Raw genomic sequence first — 21,790 nt, 5'->3', positions numbered from 1 at the left:
GGCAAATAAATAATAAAAATGGCAAGTATTAAAAAAAAGAGGAAGCAAATCGCTTCCTCTTAAAAACTTATTTATTCATTATCGTCGTGCTTTTCAACTTTTACAAGTTCCTGCTTTCTCTTCTTGTTTGCAATGTAAAGTGTAACAAGAATTGAAGCAACTGCGATGATTGCGATGATGATTCCAATAATCATATTGCGAATCAATGTATCGCGAGTGCCACCGGCTCTCGCTACATCTTCATCATCAATATCTATAATATCCTGTGGCTCATCATCAGAAATGGCTGCATCACCTGTACCATTATTGTCTGCTCCAGCATCAGCCGCATCTTCATTTCCGCCAGCCGCTGCTCCATCATTACCACCTGCAGCACCATTATTTACTACAGGAGGATTGTTAACAGTTGTGCCTCTACCAACAGTCTGATATGTGTAAGAAGCATCTCCCTGAACTGACGATGTCTCAATTGTCTCTATAGTATTTTCAACTGTTGAAGATGTATCTGCTGATGTATAGTAGAAAGTAAACTCAAATGGTTTTTCATTTCCATTAGCATCAACTGTAGGCCCCTTAAGACTCTTTGTATGATAGTTGTATGTGTTAGGCTTTAAACCTGGAATAACCTTATAAGGAACATAGAGTTCTTCGCCTTCAAGTCCATAATTTGTAACAGACTGAATTGTCTTTGTGCTGTCTTTTGGATCGTTGATAGCACTGCCGTCCTTCATAACATAATTTACTTTATAAGGAACAATCTTGCCAACACCATAAGCTACTACAAATGTCTCATCATAAGTAACATTAAATGTATAAGCACCATAAACATTATTCTGACCTGAAAATCTAAGCCCCTTTACACAATATTTCTGAAGCTGAACATCTTCTCCAGCATCATTTTGTACCGTTTGAGGAGTGATAGTTACAAGTCTTGAAGGATCGATGGTAACTTGATCATTAAGCTTTAACCCAGTGATAATTACCATTGTTTTGTCGTCGTTAAGTTTTACTGTAGCTCCACTTGGAACAGTTATTCCCAAATCCTTATTAAATGAAGCCCCTTCATCACCAGAACCGCCTAGTGCAACCTTAATTGTATAGGTGTATGATTCTGCAGCCTTAACTATTGATGTGTTAACTACAAACAATGACAATACAAACATTACTGAGAAAAGGATTACAAGTAGCTTTTTAATTTGCTTCATTATGCTACCTCCTTTTTCTCATCTTTAGTAAGTTTGAAATACCATGCAATAAACATTATACCTATTAATAATGTAATTCCACAGATTAATAATGGAAGAATTGAATCTCCTGTTTGTGGACCGCCACCTGCAAGAGGTGTGAGCTCGTCATCAATATTGATAATCTTTGAACCGCCCGGTATTGTGTAAACTACATGCTTTGTTTCTGTTTTTGTATTTTCAATCACTTCATGCTTTCCATCAGCTTCACCAGCTTCCTGAACGGCAAATTGAATAGACATTTGAGCAATAGTTTCCATATAGCTATTGTCCTGTGAATTACCATCAAGCGCAATTGAAATCGTAACTATTCCTGATTGGCCCTTTGTGAGTCTTCCAACACTTACATAAGAATCATTGCTAACCTGATTAAGACCTTTTGAAACATCATTGTCACCACCGATTGTTTCGCTGTCTATAACAGTCGATGTTGTTCCATTTATTTCATAATCTACTTTGTAAGAATATCCACCACCTTGTGCAGCTGAACTTCCATCCTCAAGTGACTTAAGCACATTTGCATCTAGGTAAAAATCATATGTCTTACCATCCGCTGAATTATTAGTATATGTAACAATATACTGTATAGTATCGCCTGGCATTGCATTGCCAATTGATGAATTAGTAGCATCTTTCCCAAGTGTCTTGAAGCTTTTGCCACCATCATACTGTACAGTCCACTCAAGTGATTCTGTACCAGCTTCAACAGTCATGCAATGTCCTGTGATTCCTGCCACAACTAATGCAAGAGCAAGAACCATATTTATCTTTTTCACTTTCATTCCTACTCTCCTTATTTTGTAGCTACTCCCTCAATATTTGTGATTTTGCCATCATCCACTGCATCACATTCAACATTAACGCCCCATGCACCATAAATTGCCTGAGCACCGTTATGTGACTGAACTGCATCTAACTCAACTTCCACGTAGAATTGCTCATTGTCATAAAGATAAACATTGTGTATTGTAATAAATTCACCATCTTTTTTAGAAGGCTCTGTTTCAACAACTCTAGTTACTGTATCACTAATAGTTACGCCATCAATAAACTCAACACTACTTCCAGCTGCAACTGGCTTTGTATAATAGTAAACATCCATCTCTGGAGTGTGCTCTGCTTCGTTTTTGAACCATCCTTCCTTAACGCTAAGTTCTATAAGCTCAGGATCTAAAGCTGTATTCTTTTCGACAACTGCATTTTTTCCTTCACCAACTGTAGTAGCCCAGTACTTTCGAACCTTTACTCTAATATACTCATTAAATTTCTTAGAACTATTCTTTGCAACTATGCTTTCACTATACTTCTGACCAATATTAATACCATCCTCAGGAATACCTGGGAATTTTAGTGCGCCACCATTAGTAATTGTATTTACATTATTAGCATCTATTCCTTCTAGCAAATTAACTTCCAAGTTAGAAGTTCTAAAATCAACTTCTCTTGCGTTATCCTGGTAAATAACTGCTGCTCTTGTAGCTCCAACTGAACTACCTAAAAGAAGAAGCACACCAATCGCAAGTACTACTAGAGGCTTTTTAACCATTTTTTTCATTAGTTGTCACCTCCCTCAGTTGATTCTTCCGTAGTTGTACTCTCAGCTTCGCTTTCTGTAGAAGGCTCTTCTGTAGTAGTTTGCTGTGTAGAAGGTGTAACTGATTCCTGGGCAACAATTACATCTTTTTCCCAATCAGCATAAGATGTACCATCTGCATTGTAATGAACCTTTGATGCTTCCTGAACAATAATTATATTAAAGTCATCTGTATTATTCTCAGGAACATTAATCTTTAAGTTAAGATTACTTGTTGTCTTACCATCCTGTGCATTTTTATTCTTTACTATATCACTATAGTAATAGTAACCATCTTCATTTAATATCCAACCAGAATTCTCATCAGCTAGTTCAACTGAAAATCCTTCTGGGCAAATAGCTTTTACTCTAACATAAACATCAAAATCACCAGTATTTGAAATGGCAACTGTTTTAATCATTCCCTCCACATTATCCTCTGGTGGAGGAAGCTCAGAATCGTGAACCTTAACCGTTCTATACCCTGATGCCATTGTATAGTCTGTGAAATATGCCATCGCTGGCTTAATTGAAGCTGCACCAATTATCACAAGAGCAGATGCAACTAATAATACTTTTTTATATGTCATTAGTTGTCACCTCCTGTACTTTCTGCCTGTGGTACCTCTTCTGTTTTTGTACCATTGTACTTATTCCACTTAATATTACCATTCTCATCATATGTGAATTCGTTTGTTACGCTAATACCTCCAACTATAAGATGATTGTCAAAGTCATTTGTAAATGAAGCCTTAGCTTCTGGGTGTTCAGCGTTTACAGCATCTTTTGCAACAATTGTAGCTGTTACAGTGTTGTCTGTTTTTAATGTATAACTAGCACCTGAATAAACTTCTGTAACTGTTACCTCTGCTGTTGCTGGAATATCTTCAATCTTGATTGACTGGGTTCCTGCACCATTAAAGCTTATAGTATATACATTATTGTGTACTGTCTTACCATCAAGTTTTGCAACAACGCTATATACGAAATCTGCTGTTCCGAGTGATTCATCAAAAGTTGTAAGAGTCTTTTCAATTACCAAATCACCCTTACGCTCTTCAGCAAAAGTCTTTAAAGCGATTGTGACATCATAATTCCAATCATCAGAACTATCTGTTTTCACTACATTACCATTTTCATCAACTTTTGTTGACTGGCCAATGTAATTACTTGATGGAACGGCTACCAAATACTTATCTGAAGTAAATTTGTATCTATCATTCTTACATGGTTCCAAAACATATAAGTAAAGTCCACGTTCAATATCAATCGGCTCTGACTTTTTATCGATTGGGTTAAACTGTACAGTTGGATGATTGGCCTCTTTGTCAATTTTATCGTATGCAGAATTTGCAAGTTCCTTTACTTTCTCAACAGTAACATCATCCTTCTGCAAGTCACTGAAATCCAAACCAGTTATAGCTGATTCAATATTTCCACCTGCATCAATATCTGCAACCTTATAAAGATTTACTGTAATCATGCCATTATACTTTGTAATAAGGTTTGATATAGAGCTCTGATCTGAAGCTGTATAAGTCTCAGGCACAGTAATTGTAATAGTACACTTCTTATTCTCATCAATCTTACCAGCTGCCTGTGCTCTATACGCACCAAATCCTGCCACAGCTACCACTGCTGCCATCGCAACGGCTATTAAATTCTTTTTCTTAAAAATTAAACTTTTCACTGAGTTCTCCCTTCAGCTTATGCGGTTTTCTTTTTAAATATCCTTCTTATTATTAATATGATAATCACTGCCGCAATAAATCCGGCAATGCCCATAATCAAGTAGTAATTCTTTACTGTCTCAGCAACAGCTGCTGCACCGGTAGGAACTTCGTCCTCTCCCAGGTACTCAACTCTGGTACCTCGCACCAAAAGTCTGTGAGTGTTTACACCGTATGGTGTACAGGTGAAAAGTGTGACGTAATCTTTGCCCTCTTCCACCTTCATTGCATTTTGAAGTGAGGTAATATCCTCTGCTTCAATCATTGGATAAATCATATCCACCTGATAAGCAAGTGTTTCATCTAAAACGTGGATGTAAAACTTATCTCCAACCTCTAGCTGATCAAGGTTTGTAAAAAGCTCTGCGCTTGGCAAACCTCTATGACCAACTATTACTGAATGTGTGCCTTCACCTCCAATTGGAAGTGCTGTCCCATTCATGTGTCCTAAAGCTGTCTGGATGTACTCATCAAATGTGCCATGCATGATTGAAAGCTTTAGATTTATCTTTGGAATAGACAAATAGCCCATGACTCCATCGCCGTTAACATTGAGCACTGAATAGTACTCTGAGTTTAAAAACTCATCTGTAGGTGTTGTTGCATCGCCGTCTGCATTTGCCCCGAATACATCCGTGCCAATGGCATTTTCTGTAATCTGTTCGTTAAATGCTCTGGCTGCCTCCCACTCTTTTGTGTAATCTTCCTCGGTCATTTCTGACAGAGAATCTTCATAATCATTGATGAGTGTGCTTTGAACATAAACATTCCACTCATTTGAAACAGTAGGATATGCTAGCAAGCCAAAACCTACAAGGAATAATAGAATTAGTAAAATCTTAATAACTCTTTGTTTCAACTGCCTTGTCCTTCTTACTTCTCTTCTTGTCCATTATGTAAAGTACTAAGATGAACGCTCCTACGATAGCAAGTCCAACTATTACCCAAAGAAGGTAATTTGTATGTAAGCTGACTGCTCCGAAAAGTGGAGTGTCTGCATCTGCCAAAAGCTCTGGTGTGTATGGCACTCTGTGGCCTCTAACCATGAGACGCTGAGTGTTTACACCATATGGTGTACATGTGATTAATGTACATAGATCCTGACCATCCTCTACCTGAAGGAGTGATGTATCATCAGGCTCAACCACCTCTATCTGATCAACTTCATAAGCGTAATATTCGCCCATGATAATAATGAAGAAATCTTCTCCAATTTGAACTTTGTCCAAGTCTGTAAATAGTGTAGCACTTGGAAGACCACGATGTGCAGAAAGAACTGAATGTGTATTCTCTCCGCCTACTGGAAGTGATGAACCTTCCAAATGGCCAACACCAGTCTGCAAAACCTCTTCCGATGTTGTGTGGAAAATAGGAAGCTTTACATTGATTGAAGGAATCTGAATGTATCCCATGATTCCATCACCGTTGGTGTTAAGTAAGCTCATGTATGTTTCGTCTGTGCCGTTTGCCTCTGCCTCTGCAAAGGAATCTGGCAAAATAGAAGGCAACAACTCTTCGTTGTACTCATATGCTTTTTCAAGCTCAGCATCAACATCCAGTGAACCTTCTGAAATAGCTGTATCAACAGCCTCTGTATAGTTATTTACCAAAGTTGCCTGCACATGGTTGTTCCAAGTGTTTGCAACCAGTGGGTACACCAACAAGGACAAACCAACAATCATCAACGCTGCAGTCGCTATAGTTTTGTAATGTTTCAGTAAAAATGCTTTCATTGTGTCTAACTGTTGTCCTCTCCTTGATAGTGTACCCAGCGGCCTTTCAGCCGCCGGGCCACATCATAAATATCATTCCCCTACAAATTTTTCATAAATGATTTCTTGTGGCTTTCGCCATTCAAAACATATAACTCAACGACAAATTACTTTGTAGCTTTTCTCTTTGTTGCAAAGTAAAGAGCTGCTGCCATAGCCATGATAGCTACACCAAGTACTGTGAAGATTGTTGTACCCATACCACCAGTGAATGGAAGCTGAATGAGAGTTGTATCTGTCATCACACCAGCTACTGAAACGTTCTTCTCTGTATTTGCTACAATTACCACCTGTGTATCACTAGGATTTAATGAATAACCTGTTGGTGCAACTGTCTCATGGAAGTAGTATGTACCCTCATCAAGACCAATAATCTGAACTGTACCATTAGTAGCCTCAATCTCATCTACGGCATCGTTTGCTTCAGATAACTTATACACACCAGTTTCAACTCTCTCAAACTTAAGAGTTGATTCAACTGTTCCGTCTGCCTTCTTTGTTACAACATTAAACTTTGCTCCTGAAAGGATATTTGTCTGGTTTGCATCATACTTAGTAAGTGTTGCGTCACCTGTATAACCTGTAACTGTTGACTTTGAATCTGTTTTAGACTTATTAGAATAAGCTGTGTTTTCGAAAGCATATCCAGAAATAGTATTTCCATCATCATCCTTTGAATCAAGAACAACATTTTTTCCAACTACACCTGTTACTGTAATAACAACTGTCTTGCCAACATTGCTCTTATCTTCAAGAAGCTTACTCAAATCTAGTGAATATTTTGTCTTTTCAGTATTTGATGTAAATGTAGGAACTTCTCCATTTACCTTATACTCAGAATCTGCAACTGTTACTTTTGTAATTGTTAAGTTTTCAAGGTTTGTAGGCTCGTCAATTACTGTAAATGATTCGTTATCATTTGGTACGGCTGTAGTAATTTTAAATTCTACTGTATCACCAATCTTTACAAACTTGTTAGCATCTTCTGTAATCTCTTTCTTTACTGGAATGTTTGTGCACTTTGCAACAACTGTCGCATTCTTAAGTGTATACGCACCATTCACATACTCATAAGTAACCTCTGCCATTGGGTTGTACACGTAATCTGTACCAGAAGCAAGAACTAAATATAAAGCTCCTTCAAGACCATTGAAAGTATGACTTGTCTCATATACACCATTAGTTTCTGTTGTTGAATAAGTTTGAAGTGGTGTCTGTTCTTCTGCAGCTGCCTTAATTGAATCCCACTTAAAATCAGCCTTTGTTAATGGATTTCCTTCAGTATCTTTTTCTGCAATTGCATTCTCAGGAATCCATGTAGCATAATTCCATCCGCCATTCTTTGTTGTAGCTAACTCATAGAGTTTTAATGTAGTAGACTCATCATTAGCTAAATTTGTTACTGTAAATGTAACTCCTTTTGTTGCTTCTGTTGAAGCCTCTGTGGCAAAAGCTGTAATGCTCATAGCCATCATCATTACTGTTGCAAGTGCAAGAGCAACGATTTTTCTGATCTTTTTCATCTTTCTTTTCTCTCCTTTTTCTTTATTTGCTTTTATTGTTTTTGTTTTTATATAACAACAGCGCCCCCGCAATCATTAGTAGGATACCGCCGATTGTATAAACGTAAACTCCGCTTCCACCTGTTTCTGGAAGTGTGTAAGCAACTTCGTTTTCAAACAATACTGTTATCTCTGTATTATCTGAAGTTGTGCTGTACTTTATGGTATTACCACTAATATCTTTACCAGTAACTGTAATCCCTTTATATTTTTGTATTTTTACATTCCACTTTTCTGGATTAAGTGCAAATTGCTGAGGTGCTTTAATCTCTTCCAATAAATAATCTCCGTCAGTTATATCTTGAACCTCATTCACACCTTCCATATCGGTGTACCATTTTACTAATCCGTTTGAAGAACTTATTCCATAATAAGCGGAACTACTATCTTTTTTATTTGTTAACTTGAATACAGCATTTTCTAGACCTTTGCTGGTATTATTAGCATTAACTTTTTTCAAAACCCAAGAATATGTTTGTTTATGAGAATTGTAAATCACAATGTTTTCTTCGTCACCCTGTCCTATGTCAATGCTTACTGTTGTTTCCTGTATGCTATCTTCATTACCAACATATATTTCAGTATCGTATGTTTCTAACACTGAATTATTCCAGTCATATATGTCATTGCCATCAACTGTTTCAAGATATTTATAAGCACCCACTTCGGAAATCTTATAAGTCCCTGGTTCTAAATTACTCAGAGTTACTATTTGAAAAGCATATATATTAAATATTCCTTCACTATACCCACAAATAACTGAATCGCCATGCCAAGTACTAGTTATATCCTCTGAATCCACATCGATTATTTCAGTACTACCATCGTCTAATACTCTCTCCACTTTAATTGAATACAAGTCCTTTTTTGAATCACAGTAATCAACTGTTTTCATAAATGTCAACTTACATTGTGTTGTTTTATTCCTAATTGCCTTAACTTCAGTAGTAAGATCTTGTATTTGATTACCGTCAGCATCAATAGAAAGTTTTATTGCCTCATCATTGAGCGGAGTGAGAATCGTACTAACACTTCCATCTATATATGCAGTAATAACTAATTTCCATATCGCATTAGTCGGAGTAGCATAATTTTTCGGTGCCTCAGTTTCTTTCATATAATATGTTTTGCTAACAGATTGACCATCAACAATATGTCCAGCAGATAACCCTTCAAATTTTATTGTTCCGTCATCCTGCGAAACCGCTATAGCTTCTTGCTCTTCCTCACCTATATTAACTGTTGCTACTGTTGAGCATTCCTCATCTGTATATAACTTAAAGGTGGCACCAGCTAGGCCATCACCATTTTCGTCAACCTTGAAGTTCTTATATTCTACCGTTCTCGTTTCTTCTTTATTAAAATTGAAACTAATTTTACAATTTGATTCATTAGCTCCTCTTTCAAAATAGACAACAGTAAGTGTGTGTTCACTTTGACTTAATTCGGAAACATTATTTTCTTTTAATATTTTATAAATATTAGTATTTAAATTAGTATCTTGGTTTGCATAACAGGTTGCATCTGAAGACGAAGTAAGCTTCTTTCCACTCTCATATCCCTGAATTAAAACATCACCAGTATTAAAATTAATCTGACCCGCTACAGAGTTATGGATGCCCCCTAAATCAAGAACTAAATAACCATCTATATACACAAATACATCATCATCACCAAAGAACTTGAATATTGCATCTTTTCCGTTAATCTTTCCATCAGATGGGACTGTAAATGCAATTGGAAGTAACATTCCAAAATGGTTATCATTATTCGCAAATGGTCTAAACTGTGTACCATCAGTTGGCTTAACTATAACCTGACCTTCTGAATCAGTTTCATGGACATACTTATATTTGCTACTATCTAATGTCCAATATCCATCTTCATCCTTATTAAACTGAACTCCTGCATTATTGTAATATTCAGTTATATAAGAATAATTAGATGTATTGGACAGATAATCATTATAGTCAGGAAAAAATAATTTATTAGTTGAACCACTAGCTATTATCTTGAAGCTTGTATTAAAGTGGTTAGGATTAGCGTATTTTGTAGCTAATCCCTGATAAACTTTTCCATAGTGACAATGGTTACTATCGTTTCCATTTTTTCCGCCATTAAATAAGAAATTAGGACCAAATACTGAATTACCGTCTGTATCAGAACTTCCAGTTGACCCATTTTCATAATTAACAAATTTTGCGCCATATACAATAGTGGATTCCGATGTAAGATTAGTAGGTATTTCATTTAAATAAACTGTAAAACAATTATAGTGCTGTGTATTTCCACCTTGAGTAGCCATCCACGTTGATACTGTCAGTTGATTTACATAGGAAGTTCCCTCCCAATAACTATATTTTGAATTATTCGTTCCATACCACTCACTATTGCTTCCGTGGTAATTAACTCTTTGAAAAGCAACTCCTGAAATATAATAGTTCTCAGGTGCTTTAAACGTCATATTGATATACATTCCAGAACTACTTGGATAGGCGAAACATAGTGTATCATTTCCGTCACTAGGTGAAATTGTCTTACTAACAGAACCCGCCTGACATTTTACCTGAACTAGATAATCATACATACTCCCCGAATACCGTTTGTAATTAGCTGCTTTGCCTGAATACTTTAAATCCGAATAAGCTGATCCATAAGCCGTATCATTGTAAAGAATACTACTTTCATCAATTCCAACTAATACCGCTTTTGAAAAACTATCCAATTCAAAATCAACTTTTTCATCTGATGAATCAGAATCAACAACCTCCGCAACCTTTTCATCACTATTTTCATTCTCTTTAATATGAACAACTTGGTCCGCTTCTATCTTATCTGATTCTATAGATATTTTTATGTTATACCCCTCATTAGGTTCTATTTCCCTGCTTTGATTTACAAAATGCAAATCAAATGCTGTATATGTTTTAACATCAGCATTTGATAAAGCCTCACTAATTAGTTCCTCTTCATCTGATGTAAGATCCACCTGTTCTGCTCCAAAAGTCACATCTATATCAAAAGCTCCAGCCGGTACTAAAGCAGTAATCTTGTAATCTCCAACATTAATTTCATATTTTTGAGATTCTTCATACCCACAGTGAATACATTTACCATCTTCACCGTACTCGCAGTCCTCTGTTTCTTCTTGAGCCACACCATCTTTGTCAACCCACTTCTTTACATGAGTACCATCATTGTTAGATTCGTAATCGTATGTGATTTCCTCATCCTCATCTTCTGCATCCTTATCAGCGTCTGCATCTGCATCAGCTTTCTTATCAGCATCTGTCTCTGCTTCATCAACAGTTGTCTCATCAGATGACTCTGGTGTCTCACCTTTATTAACTTGCTCGTCTGAATTGGAATCATTCTCAGATGTAGAAGCATCTGAGCTTACCTGGTCAGAATCTTTAGATTCTGAACCAGTCTCAGAATTTGTTCCCTCAGAGGCTGTTGTAGAATCGCTACCTGATGACTCCCCTTCATCAGAAGCACCTCCTTGGTCAATATTTTCAACGATGGTCTCCACAGACGCATCATTCATTTCTCCAGCGTACACTGATGCAGGTGAAGAAATAAATAGCGCAAGCGCAAGACCAAAAGATAATGTTCTGTTAAGTAATCTGTTCTTTTTCATTTAACAAATACTCCCTTAAACGTTAACTGAAACGGTATATGTGACGATAATGTATATAAAATGTGTCGTTCTTGTGTTCCGAATGATATATTATTACACCGTGTAACGTTTTAAAAGTGGCTTGGCAAGAAGTGCAAAATTTTGGCAAGAAAATACCCCAAGCTAGAAAACTTGGAGTAAAAGTATCGTAAATATAAACAAAGCCGCTATTCTTCTATTTTGCGGTTTTCCTAAATCAATTGCTTAAATACTTTTGCCAAAGTATTCTGCTAGCATTCCTTTTATCCTTTTCACATTAAACTGTTTGTTCTTTGTTTCATAGGTAATAAGCAGCCTAGTTCCGCGATAAATCCCTGCATCTTCATATTCACCAATCTTTCTTATGTTCTTCTCCATATAATCAATGTTGTCTAACATCCCCAGGTGCTCCAAATAAACCTCCTGCCTATTTCGCATATCTAACAGTGTAAAGTCAGGCCCAACCTTCCTATTATCTGGCAGCTTCAGTGGCTTCTCATACAAATAAGGAATCCCCAACTCATCCAATATATTCGAAATCAGCACCTCCGACTTCGACCTCATTTTTATTCCTTTGCTATTTTCATATGTAAGAGCTTCACTATAATAGTCAAATGGCTCATACTCCTGTGCCAACCATTCCGCCACATATTCCTCATCCGACTTCTCCACTGGCGTAACCAAAGCCATTTTTGCTTTAACCATTTTTAATCCAATATGCTCAATAGCTCTCCCATCATACAATCTTTTCATACTATCTAACATTTTCACTTCCTTCTCGGCTGCTTGTATAGCGTAATTATCATATTCCTTCTGTGCTAATCGTCTTGCCAAATCTATATCAGAATACTTTATGTATTCTCCATTTGAATCGCCGCCTTTCTCTCTTTTAAAATACTGAATCTTATTTCTACACTTTGCAGTACGTAATTCTCCTTCTGGAGCATTTTTCAATTCAATCTTCTTTGTTTCAATAATCGTATCAAGCTCCACCTTTCGAACATTCAATAGTTTTAAAATCTGTTTGTAACTTGTCATATGTTTCCTTTCCATTTCTCATCTATCTTTTAACTATAGAACTCCCCATACCCTTTCCATTTATAGTCAGCAATATATGCCACTGACTATAAATACAATAGAAGCTAGTCCTTTTATAGTCATTTTCGCCGTCTGGGACTATATATTTTCCTATCTGCCTATCCATATAGTCATTTTGACCAATAATCGACTATATATTCCCTATCACCTCGTAATTTATAGTCCGATAGCCCAATTTTGACTATATATGGCCCGCTACAAGGCTCCTATATAGTCACAGCCCATCTCCACCGACTATATATCCTCTATCTTTTCTCCTGATATAGTCCAACTAATAAATCTCGACTATATTTCCCAGCCTTAGTCAGCATATATAGTCCAGCCAGTAAATCTCGACTATATTTTCCAGCCTTAGTCAGAATATATAGTCCAGCCTTCCTCTTTTACCAGACCAGCCAATCCCCAGCCCCAAGCCAGCCACTTAAAACTAATCGCCAGCCCAATCAAATATCTATTTTTCTACAAATTTCACCTCCATAGCTATTGCAAGCACCGCCTTTACAAAAAGCTGCACCACAAAAAGCCACTTATTTTTCGTTTCCCCTAAAAATAAAATGGAAATAATGCCCCGTTTGCACTCCAGGACATGAACCTGTGAACCAGGTTCAAAAGAATCGCGTTTCGATACGAAAGATATTATCATGCTCCCCCATTAAAGTCTATGTGAAAAAGCAACAAAAAAGCTCACCGCACGGGTGAGCCTGATGTCTAGTTGAATCCTGATGGTTAGTTGAATCCTGGGGTTAGTTGAATCCTGGGGTTAAACTGTTGCCAGTGTAAGCAACAGTTTCAACTAATCTGATGATTAATTGAATCCTACTACCTTCTGGGCAATCTTGTATGCTGTGATAGAGATTGCGCGGCCGCCATAGCCAGGAAGGTTTGTAGTTGCACACATGAAGCCATAGCGAAGCTTTCTATATAAGTAGTAATCCTGCTCTTTGATGTATCTCCAAAGATCATGACGCTTCTGCTGATGCTCCTTTGTGCCGCTCTTCATAAGAAGAACTGTAGAGATAACTGTAATCATCTCTAAGTAATTGAACATGTATTTCTTAACATGATTATCCTTAATATTCTTGTAGTCGTATGCTTCCATCATAAGCTTGTTGACTTTGATTTGCTGGTCGATACGAGAAATCATAACCTTCTCGTTGACTGACTGATCATCACGACCAATAAAGTAACGATAGAAGTCTACGTCCAGATAGTACATAGTCTTTACATATGGAAGTGGGTAGAATACATAAAGGTTATCAACATAGAATGTGTGCTTTGGAAGCTCCATTCCACAGTCACGTAAAAGCTTTGTGCGATAGATAACTGAATGCATCAAAATGTACTGGCCCTTTTTGAAGTGACCTGTCTCATCCCAAGAGAAGTACTTGTTCTTTGGAAGGTTTGAGTATGACATAACCTTCTTGTGATGAGCACCTTCCTTTTCGTACACGTAGTTTGAAATAAGCATATCAAGCTGCTTGCCATTTTCAACTGAGCTACGTAATACCTTTAAGATTTTGTCGTATGCATCTGGGTCTACCCAGTCATCTGAGTCTACAACCTTGAAGAATAAGCCTGTGGCATTTTTAAGACCTGTGTTGACAGCCTGACCATGACCACCGTTTTCCTGATGAACAGCCTTTATGATGGTAGGGTGTTCTGCTGCAAGTCTGTCAGCGATTTCTGCTGTGTTATCTTTTGTAGAACCGTCGTCTACTATTATTATTTCTACATCTTCACCACCATGTAAAAGTGTCTCTACGCAATGCTCCATATAAGCTGCTGAGTTGTAACATGGTACTGCAAAACTTAGTAATTTCATAAATACTCTCCTAACTAATTTAACCTTTACAATTTTAACAAATCATACTGAATTCTTCAACGGCACATCATCCTATTTGAACCATCAATTATTGCCCAGTTTCCCAAAACTACAAATTCTAAAAGACATAAAAGTTTTTCATACAACATTATAGTTTTCATTGTCAACACATTATTAAGGGTGTATAATAACATTGTTATCAACACAAAGAAATTTTTGCGTTTTAAAGGGACAGTAATGTATGATTAAAGATGTATATGGATATGTCAGTGATCTACCGGCGGGATGTATTACAGAAACTGACGTCTATACAGATTCGGGGGCACTTCTATGCCCAAAAATGACAGTCATCGACCAAAAGATTTTAAAGTCGTTGTCTGACTATCACGGTAAAATCCACGCTACAATTTATTATTCAGATGCGGATGAATTTGAATTAGAGGATGATTTTCCACTTCCAGATGATTCCATATGTTTTGATGAAAGCTTCAGAGAGTACGCCATGGAGTCTTTAGCTAGGCTATATGCTAATCTCGATGATATAGATAGCTTGACTAAAGGAATCATTCAAATTGGAGAAAAGGTTTGCAGCATAATAAATGACTCTAAATCCTTAAGCCTTAACCTTTCAAAGCTAAAGGTATGCGATGAGTACACTTACAGACACTCAGTGGATGTAGGTACAATGGCAGCCATTCTAGCGAAGGCTTTAGGAGAATCTGATTCATTTGTAAAAGATATTACCGTTGTAGGTCTTCTTCACGATATCGGAAAAGAAGAAATTCCAAATGAAATTTTAAATAAGCCAGGAAAGCTTACAGCCACAGAGTTTGAATTAATCAAAACTCATCCTGTAAGAGGATATCGCCTACTTGCCAACTCTCCCGACCTTACAGAGGAGATGCGCCAGGCAATCCTAAATCATCATGAAAATATTGATGGTTCAGGATATCCTAGAAATCTTTCTGGGGACCAGATTGGAAAGATGGCTCAAATCATTTCTATTGTAGATGTGTATGATGCGCTTGTTACTGCAAGGCCATACAAGAGAGCCTACACTCCTGCAGAAGCAATTGAAATAATGTTTACAATGAGTAATAAGTTTAATCTGAAATACTTCAGAGCATTCCTTACAATCGTAAACATCTATCCAAATGGTTCTACCATCAAGCTTAGCAACGGTGAGGAAGGTGTGGTTGTTCGTCAGAATAGGGCATATCCACTTCGACCAGTCATTAAGATTACAAGCATTCAAACGGTTGTTGATTTATCAAATGACCGCAATTATCTTAGCACTGTAATTGTTAAATAAAATCTTATAAAAAAACTAAGGGCAACTCTTTCGAGCTGCCCTATCTTTATGTCTTTATTACTCTTCTGTTGTCTCTTCTACAACTGCTTCTACTTCTACCTCTTTCTTCTTTGCAAGATATTTCTTTACTGCAAAGTACTCAAGGCAAGCGATAAGAAGAACAAGTACTGCATCGATAGCGAAGAGAATCTTCTCCCATGTAGGAAGGCCTGCGTTGATTTCTGAATCATATGCACGGCTGTTTACTACAGTGTAAAGAATGTTGTGAGAAGCTGTTCTCATAGCAATTACTGATGTAGCAGATTCCTGATCTGTAACTGTAGACTGTGGTGTAGAGTATGTTGCAAGCATAAGGTCGCAACCATTTCTAATCATACGGTCAGAATCCTGATATCCGTATCCACCGAAGTAATCTGTCTCTGCAAGACCTCTGAATCCCCACTCGCCACGAAGTACTGTGTTAAGAAGCTCTGAGCAAGCCTCAGCTGGTACTGTACCGATGTTGTTGAATGCAACCATTGTTGCACCTGGGTTTGAGTTCTTGAATACAATTTCAAATGACTTTAAGTAAATCTCACGCAATGACTGCTCATTGAGCCATGTGCAAAGGAAGTTTGTTCTGTTTGTTTCCTGGTCATTTGTTGCAAAGTGCTTAACGTATGAGTATACGCCCCACTCTCTTGCACCATTTACAGCGTTTGCACACATCCAACCTGCAAGTACGCCATCCTCTGAGTAGTACTCGAAGTTACGTCCTGCAAATGCAGATCTGTGTGTGTTTGTAGCTGGAGCATACCAACCAGAAACATCCATGTCGTTTGCCATACGGCCAATTGACTCACCAAATGCAAGTGCAATGTCCTTATTCCATGTGCAAGCAATCATAACTGCTGCTGGGAATCCGATAGAACCCTGGCCTGTAAAATTGTTGTTGATTGAAGCAGGACCATCACAATCGTATGTCATAACCTTGCCGATTGAATCAACTGCTGATGTCTCGTATCCACCGAGCTCGATAAGTGTGTTCATATCTGAAACTGTAAGCTCATCGAGAAGTGTATCCCACATTGGATCATCGTAATCAAGACCACGAAGATCTGCAAGCTTAACACCATTGTCAGCGCCTGTTGTAGGCATTACATCTGAATCATTATTGTAATCAGTAGGATCATAGTTTGTCTCGTTGAAGTAAGTAGCCTTTGCTTCATCAGACATTTCATAGCTTGTTGGAGCAGCTGTTGCTTCGTCATAGTTAGCGAAGCCATCTGCACGTGAAAGGTAAGTTACATCACCTTCTGCGAAGCCAAACTGGTTTGTAGCTGCAACCTGATCTGACTCACGCTTGTTTGACTCATCATAAACGATTGTAGAGCCAACTGTTACTGTATCTGTAGCAATCTTGTTGTGTGAATCTGAGTTGATAGAAATCTCATAATCACCAGCCTCAAGTACATAGCAGCCCTCGCCGTATGTGTCGTATGAAGCCATATCTTCAAGTGCAAATGAGATGTTGATTGTCTCTGATGCACCTGGCTCAAGTGTAGAAGTCTTTGCAAACTGGATTAAGTTTGCTGCTGCCTTCTCAATGCCGCCGTTTGTGTATGGTGGGTTGTAGTAAACTTCTACAACATCCTTACCAGCAACATCGCCTGTGTTTGTAACTGTTACGTCAAATGATACTGTTGTACCATCATTTGTAATAGGTCCCATCTCCTGAGAGAAGGTTGTGTAAGATAATCCATAACCGAATGGATAAACTACTGCAGAGTCGTAATCGAACTCCATGTTGCCAGCCTGAGCCTCAGCATAGGCTGTCTCATAATATTTGTAACCAACGTAAATACCTTCTACATAGTTTACGAAAGTAGGATAAGCCATGCCGCCCTCAGCGAACATATTCTCATATCCGTACTCTTCCATGTTTGTGTAATCGAAATCACCAAAGTTGTTTGCTGTTGGTGTAGCGAATAAGTCTGATACAAATGTGTCAGCTGTCTTACCTGATGGGTTGATCTGACCTGCAAGAATCTCGCCAAGTCCGTCGAAACCTGTCTGACCTGTACCTGGGCAGTAAAGAACTGACTTAATCTGTGAGTAATCGTTAACGAAGCCAAGCTCCATAGCGTTTGCTGAGTTAACAACTACGATAACCTTGTCAAAGTTTGCTGTTACTTCATCAAGAAGTGCCTGCTCTCTGTTTGAAAGCTCAAGGTATGACTTAGATGCATCAAGATCATCCTTCTGATCTGAGTAACGCACACCTGTTGCTCCAAAGAAGCTAGAGCCATCATCGCTGTATGTCTCTTCTCCATCATATGACTGTGGAAGATCTGCTCCCTCACCACCTGAACGTGCGATGAAGAAAATAGCTGTATCTGAGAAATCCTTAGCATCTGTGATAAGGCTGCCATACTCAGAAACTGTTGGCTCAGGAATTGTCCAATCCTGTCCCATCATACCTACTGTAGGTCTTTCTGTTCTCCATCCTGTATAGAAATCTACAAGGTCCTGATTGTACTCGATACCTGCATCAGTCAGACCTGTAAGGAAATCAACTGTTGGATATGCATCTGAAAGTGCACCTGATCCTGTACCACCATAAATTGGGTTTGTTGAAGACCAACCAAATACGTTGACCTTTGTTCCCTCTGCAAGAGGAAGTGCTGCATCATCATTCTTTAAAAGAACAATACCCTCTTCAGCAATTTCTGTTGCAAGAGCTTTTGCCTCTTCGATGGCTTCATCTGAGATTGTGCCACCACCCATTGCCATGTTTACCATTGAGTAAACTGGTCCAAGTAGAATAGTATTTACTACTATAACTACTACTAATGCGAAAGCAAGCCAAGCTTCCTTTCTGATGAAGCCCTTAAGAGGCTTCTTAGCCTTCATCGCACAAATTGTAACGATGATTGCTGCAACGAGTGCCACGCCTATAACGATAAGCTGTGGAATCATTGTTTGTAGTACGGCGATAACGTCCGCAATGTTGATTGATAACATTCTTTCTTCTCCTTCCTTTCAACTAGCGTTAAAAGTTATATCTCATTCGGCCTTTGGTGTTTCTGGGAAGATGATCTTATTTACAAAGAAGAAGACCACCATAGAAACGCCGCCGTTGAGTACTGTAGTTCCAATGTTGTACAGCCAAGCTGGTACAAACATTCCTGCAACTGCTACCCAGATGCAGTTAATTGAGTTAACGATGCATGTGATTACAATGAATGCTGCAATATACCATGCTATCTGCTTGCCAGGCTTATCATGATTACGGAAAACGAAAAGCTTCTGAATTGGGAAATTAATGCACTCACCAATTACCATTGCAATCATATAAGCTGTGAAGTAAGCAAGTCCTCCGTGTGCCTGATCATAACCAAGGATATTCCAATCGAAAGTCTCACCTGCGATTGTAAGTGGAATTCCTGGCCATCCAAATGCTCTGTCGCCTAAGAATGCGAAGGCTGCCGGCAAAAATGTAAGTAATAAATATTTGAATACTGTAATCAAGTTACTTACTATTACAAACAAGCCACCTTCGCGCACCCACTTTGCTGCCGCTGGATGCTTCTCAGCAAAACTATTCCATAAATTCATTTAATCCTCCAGTCCGTCTGTTACAGACTCACATATTATTCTTTATGATTTAATCTACTCTCATATTTTTTGTTCATACGGCGATTGCGGAAGAAACCTCCAATCACACCACCAAGGCCTCTGAAGAAATGTCCATTGGCGATTGTTACGATTGACTCTACCATTTCACGGCTAACCATTCCGCCAGACATCTTGCTGATTGCTCTGAAAGGCATGTTGTAGATGAACATTGTGTTCAAGTCTGGAACACCCTTTTCATAAGACTTATCAAGATTACTCTTGAGAATCTTGTAAACTAATCTGCAAAGTCCGCTCTTAGCATCCTTCATCTGACAAAGAGCATCGTTGATATCAAGTGGTCCAACCTTTTCCTCAGGAAGTGGCTTAGCATAAAGCTTTTCGAACTCCTCGTAATGAACGTTTCTAACCTTTCCTGTCTTGTAGCTTGGAAGTGTTTCGATATCGTAAGGAAGCTCTTCAATTGTTCCTTCCTTTGTGATTGTTCCTGTAAGTACGATGTCAGCAACGTTCTTTCCAACGTAAATCTGATACTCACCGCCTTCGATTTCCCACTTGTTTGAAACAGTTGAGAAATAGCGGAATGTCTTATCATCAAATGGAATCTCTACTTCCACTGATTCTCCAGCCTTAATCCATACCTTCTTGAAGCCCTTAAGCTCCTTCTTAGGACGGATAAGTCCTGACTGGCTCTTGCCAACATAGAGCTGAGCAATTTCAGCACCGTCGCGCTTTCCTGTATTTGTGATAGTGAACTTAACACCATCCTCTGTAACAGAAAGTGCTGAATACTCAAATGTTGTATAGCTAAGTCCATATCCGAATGGGAACTGAACTGCCACATCTGCTGTATCGTAATAACGATATCCAATGAAAGGTCCTTCGCGATACTGAAGATTTCTCTTTTCCTGACCTGCATAATTAACAATTGAGCAGTCCGCATATGCGAATGGATAAGACTCAGAAAGCTTACCAGTAGGAATTTCCTTTCCAGTGATGATATCAAGAAGAGCTGAAGCTCCTGCCTGACCTGTTAAGTATCCGTGAAGCAATCCCTGGAGATTTGAAAGCCATGGCATCTTTACTGATGAACCAGCACTCATAACACCAACGATGTGCTTGTTGTAAACTGTAAGCTCCTCAAGCTCTTTGATTTGATACTCAGGAACGTCGATAGACATTCTATCTGCTCCCTCGCTCTCTGCGATTTCATCAAGACCAAAGAAGAATAAAACAACATCCGCTGCTTCAGGATCATCAATAACCTGTAAATCGTAATTTGCAATCTGCTCTCTGATTGTCTCAACCTTTGTTGAGTTAACCTGTGAGCTTCCTGAACCCTGATAACGTGGCTTATCCACGAATGGTCCTCTAAGGCATACCTTTGTGCCTGCTGCAAGTGGAAGGATGTCCTCGTCGTTCTTAAGAAGAACTGCTGAGTTAACAGCCGCCTTTTTAGCGATAGCGTGATGAGCTTCTTTATCAAAGCCCTTTGTGTGGTCGTTTTCTTTGAAGTAGATTGCTGCTTCGATAATAGGAAGAATTGCTCTATCGATTTCCTCCTCTGTGATACGACCTTCGCCCTCTGTAGCTGCCTTAATAAGCTCTCTAGCTGAATCAAGTCCTGGGTTTGGCATTTCCACATTTGACTGACACTTAACACCAGCAACATGGTCATTACTTGCACCCCAGTCAGTAACTACGATTCCATCGAATCCCCATTCATTTCTGAGGATATCTACAAGCAAATGCTCGTTTTCATTTGCATACTTGCCATTAACTTCGTTGTAAGCAGACATGATTGTCTTTGCTCCACCTTCTTTAATAGCAATTTCAAATGCTGTAAGGTAAATCTCTCGAAGTGTACGCTCATCAACAACTGCATTCATTGCCATTCTGCGATACTCGCGAGAGTTAACTGCGAAATGCTTTGGACAAGAATAAACATGCTTGCTCTGTATACCCCTTACATAAGAAGCTGCCATCTTGCCGGCGAGGATTGGATCCTCACTAAAGTATTCAAAATTTCGTCCGCAAAGTGGAGAACGTTTCATATTTAAGCCTGGACCAAGAAGTACATCAACGTTCTGTGCAACTGCTTCCTCACCAAGAGCCGCTCCAATTTCTTCACCAAGACTTTCATCCCAGCTGTTTGCTACTGTAGCTGCTGTTGGAAAACATGTAGCTGGAAGAGATGCATTAAGCCCCAAATGATCTCCTGCCCCCTCCTGACGACGTAAGCCGTGAGGACCATCTGAAAATGAAATCGACTGAATTCCAAGTCTTGGAATGTCACGTGATTCCCACTCATTTTTTCCGCTCAAAAGAGCTGCCTTCTCCATAAGTGTAAGCTGTGAAATAATTTCCTTAGCGTCCATCTACATCCTCCATTTAATACTAATTA

At 38.5% G+C, this 21,790-nt stretch carries 15 protein-coding genes; 1 reads left to right on the top strand and 14 read right to left on the bottom strand.

The window, feature by feature from the left end:
- Positions 1-71 precede the first annotated feature (71 nt).
- From E7274_RS08470 to E7274_RS08420, 11 genes are all read right to left on the bottom strand, one after another.
- Entirely contained in the window at positions 72-1,205 is a 1,134-nt protein-coding gene (locus E7274_RS08470) for a hypothetical protein (RefSeq protein WP_304175236.1), read from the bottom strand.
- Positions 1,205-2,026 carry a hypothetical protein gene (locus E7274_RS08465; protein WP_304175234.1) on the bottom strand — a complete coding sequence of 274 codons (822 nt, stop codon included), beginning with the start codon at positions 2,024-2,026 and terminating at the stop codon, positions 1,205-1,207. The genes E7274_RS08470 and E7274_RS08465 overlap by 1 nt, the downstream gene beginning before the upstream one ends.
- An 11-nt stretch (positions 2,027-2,037) precedes the next feature.
- The gene (locus tag E7274_RS08460; RefSeq protein WP_304175232.1) at positions 2,038-2,799 is read right to left on the bottom strand and encodes a hypothetical protein; all 762 of its coding nucleotides are present in this window, start codon (positions 2,797-2,799) and stop codon (positions 2,038-2,040) included.
- Positions 2,799-3,407: a hypothetical protein gene (locus E7274_RS08455; protein WP_304175231.1), complete on the bottom strand. Its 609-nt coding sequence runs from the start codon at positions 3,405-3,407 to the stop codon at positions 2,799-2,801. Before E7274_RS08455 ends, E7274_RS08460 begins: the two co-directional genes overlap by 1 nt.
- A complete protein-coding gene (locus E7274_RS08450) occupies positions 3,407-4,507 on the bottom strand; it encodes a DUF5979 domain-containing protein (protein WP_304175229.1) in 1,101 nt (366 codons plus the stop codon). The genes E7274_RS08455 and E7274_RS08450 overlap by 1 nt, the downstream gene beginning before the upstream one ends.
- Positions 4,508-4,524: 17 nt before the next feature.
- The gene (locus E7274_RS08445; RefSeq protein WP_304175227.1) at positions 4,525-5,406 is read right to left on the bottom strand and encodes a class C sortase; all 882 of its coding nucleotides are present in this window, start codon (positions 5,404-5,406) and stop codon (positions 4,525-4,527) included.
- Positions 5,387-6,280 (bottom strand): class C sortase, encoded by an 894-nt coding sequence (locus E7274_RS08440; protein WP_304175225.1) that lies wholly within the window; start codon positions 6,278-6,280, stop codon positions 5,387-5,389. The genes E7274_RS08445 and E7274_RS08440 overlap by 20 nt, the downstream gene beginning before the upstream one ends.
- Positions 6,281-6,426: 146 nt before the next feature.
- On the bottom strand, positions 6,427-7,842 hold the full coding sequence (locus E7274_RS08435; RefSeq protein WP_304175223.1) for a SpaH/EbpB family LPXTG-anchored major pilin: 1,416 nt from the start codon (positions 7,840-7,842) through the stop codon (positions 6,427-6,429).
- A 22-nt stretch (positions 7,843-7,864) separates the two neighbouring features.
- On the bottom strand, positions 7,865-11,521 hold the full coding sequence (locus E7274_RS08430; protein WP_304175221.1) for a SpaA isopeptide-forming pilin-related protein: 3,657 nt from the start codon (positions 11,519-11,521) through the stop codon (positions 7,865-7,867).
- A gap of 243 nt (positions 11,522-11,764) precedes the next feature.
- On the bottom strand, positions 11,765-12,577 hold the full coding sequence (locus tag E7274_RS08425; RefSeq protein ID WP_304175219.1) for a hypothetical protein: 813 nt from the start codon (positions 12,575-12,577) through the stop codon (positions 11,765-11,767).
- Between the two features lie 865 nt (positions 12,578-13,442).
- A complete protein-coding gene (locus E7274_RS08420; RefSeq protein ID WP_304175217.1) occupies positions 13,443-14,459 on the bottom strand; it encodes a glycosyltransferase family 2 protein in 1,017 nt (338 codons plus the stop codon).
- 241 nt (positions 14,460-14,700) lie between these two features.
- Between E7274_RS08420 and E7274_RS08415 the strand changes: the two genes are divergently transcribed.
- Positions 14,701-15,771: an HD-GYP domain-containing protein gene (locus E7274_RS08415; protein WP_304175215.1), complete on the top strand. Its 1,071-nt coding sequence runs from the start codon at positions 14,701-14,703 to the stop codon at positions 15,769-15,771.
- Positions 15,772-15,828: 57 nt separating this feature from the next.
- Here E7274_RS08415 and E7274_RS08410 read toward each other — a convergent pair whose 3' ends face one another.
- From E7274_RS08410 to E7274_RS08400, 3 genes are read right to left on the bottom strand one after another with little or no spacing between them, the layout of a single operon-like run.
- Positions 15,829-18,774 carry a glycoside hydrolase family 3 protein gene (locus tag E7274_RS08410; protein ID WP_304175213.1) on the bottom strand — a complete coding sequence of 982 codons (2,946 nt, stop codon included), beginning with the start codon at positions 18,772-18,774 and terminating at the stop codon, positions 15,829-15,831.
- Between the two features lie 42 nt (positions 18,775-18,816).
- Positions 18,817-19,368, bottom strand: coding sequence for a GtrA family protein (locus E7274_RS08405; protein WP_033153794.1), 552 nt, complete (start codon positions 19,366-19,368; stop codon positions 18,817-18,819).
- A gap of 35 nt (positions 19,369-19,403) precedes the next feature.
- On the bottom strand, positions 19,404-21,764 hold the full coding sequence (locus E7274_RS08400) for a glycoside hydrolase family 3 C-terminal domain-containing protein (RefSeq protein WP_304175211.1): 2,361 nt from the start codon (positions 21,762-21,764) through the stop codon (positions 19,404-19,406).
- Positions 21,765-21,790 lie beyond the last annotated feature (26 nt).

This window comes from Pseudobutyrivibrio ruminis, assembly GCF_015057245.1.
Lineage (GTDB): Bacteria > Bacillota > Clostridia > Lachnospirales > Lachnospiraceae > Pseudobutyrivibrio > Pseudobutyrivibrio ruminis_E.
This window is presented reverse-complemented; position numbering and strand designations above follow the sequence as displayed.